The sequence below is a fragment of the Microcystis sp. LE19-10.1B genome, from assembly GCF_027530565.1.
Taxonomy (GTDB): domain Bacteria; phylum Cyanobacteriota; class Cyanobacteriia; order Cyanobacteriales; family Microcystaceae; genus Microcystis; species Microcystis aeruginosa.
In genome coordinates this window covers 1-1,653 of sequence record NZ_JAPZQM010000413.1, presented here as the reverse complement: position 1 = coordinate 1,653, position 1,653 = coordinate 1, and the positions used below count along the sequence as shown (strand labels likewise).

Here is a 1,653-nt window from a genome sequence, read left to right as displayed (position 1 = left end):
TGTCAGTCTGTAGAGCGACCATAAGACCAGAACAGAGTAAATCTGTTAAGGCAGGTGCGGAACCCCGCAAGGGAAAGAAGCAGAAACCTAAATCGTGAGGTTTGGGAATCACCGTCCGTTTACGGCGGTGAGGATGTCAAGATCAATATTTTTTCTCTCTCATCCCCATGACAAGCACTGATCAATCTCAACCCCTCCCTAGGGATGACTATTTTCACTACCAAAATTGTTGGTATCCTGTGTTATTCGTGCAGGATTGGCAAAAAAATCCCTACTCTTTCTCTCTTTATGGGCAACCATTGCTAATATTTCGCGATCAGCAGGGAAAATGGGGCTGTTTGCTTGATCGCTGTCCCCATCGCTTGGCTAAACTCTCCACAGGACAGATGATCGCTGGTCGTTTAGAATGTTTGTACCATGGTTGGCAGTTCGAGACGGATGGAAAATGTTCCCATATTCCCCAACTGCCAGTCAATACCCCGATTCCCCGCAATGCCAAGGTTAAATCCTATGGGGTGGTGGAACGTCAGGGAGTCCTCTGGGTTTGGTTAGGAGAAGAGGAAACAGCGAAAGAAAGCGATATTCCTATCATCAAAGACCTAGAAGACCCCAATTGTGTCCATACCGATTATGTCATCGATTTTCCCTATGAACAGGGCTATTTACTCGAAAATCTCCTCGATCCCGCCCATGTTAATATTAGCCATGATCGCAGCGAATTCGGGGCAAAACGGGAAAATGCTCAACCGTTAGCCTTCCAAATCCTCGAAATCTCGGCGCGGGGAATTCGCAGTCAGTGGCGCAATAGCCGCAATCCGCAGGAAAGCTGGAAATATCTGGATTTTATAGCCCCTAATCTCGTTCATTATCGTTTTGCTCTGCCTAATCCCCATTGGTGTGCTGGATTGGCTTTATACGGGATTTCTCTGGGTCAAGGTCGTTCTCGCTTACTGATGCGACGTTACCAAAATTTTGCCGTTAACTCCCGTCAATACCGTTGGCGCTGGTTGGAACATCTGCGTCAAAGTCGCATCCTCGAAGATGATCTACCTTTAATTCAAAGTCAGCAGCAAATGGTGGAAAAGTCAAGAGATAGTTTACAAAAATTATACTTACCCTTAAAAAGTTCCGATGCCTTGGTGATTGAGTTACGTCAATGGTTCGATCGCTATGGGGACTCTTTCCCCTACTATCAAGGCTACACCAGCCAGCGGACAACGGCGCTCGATTTATCCGATCCTTTACCCCTCGATCGCTATTCTCGTCACACTGTCCACTGTCGCACCTGTAGCGATGCCCATGAAAACATGGTAAAAACTAAACAAATTGCGATTTTAATGGGTATATTATTAGTTTTACTGGCAATTTTATCCCCAAATCAGTCTATCTATCAAATTACTGCCCTTATTTTCGCAATTTTGGCTTTAGCAATAGCGATCGCCGCCAATTACACCCGCAGAAAATTTGAACGCACCTATGAGAAAAAAGCCCATACCAAACTACAGTAATAAGTAGGGTCTGCTGAAAAAGTTTTTCGGTGGTGGCAGGGTGTGGGGTGTGGGGTGTGGGGTGTGGGGTTTTACCGGTTTTGAGGGGGCCAATTACCTAATTTTCAGGGAAAAAGTCCAGGAATTTTCCCCCTGATCACTCCCA

The 1,653-nt window shown here is 46.0% G+C and carries 1 protein-coding gene; it reads left to right on the top strand.

The window, feature by feature from the left end; genetic code table 11:
- Positions 1-167: 167 nt before the first annotated feature.
- Complete coding sequence (locus tag O9332_RS15010; RefSeq protein WP_002760677.1) at positions 168-1,508, top strand: aromatic ring-hydroxylating dioxygenase subunit alpha; 1,341 nt, start codon at positions 168-170, stop codon at positions 1,506-1,508.
- Positions 1,509-1,653: the final 145 nt, after the last annotated feature.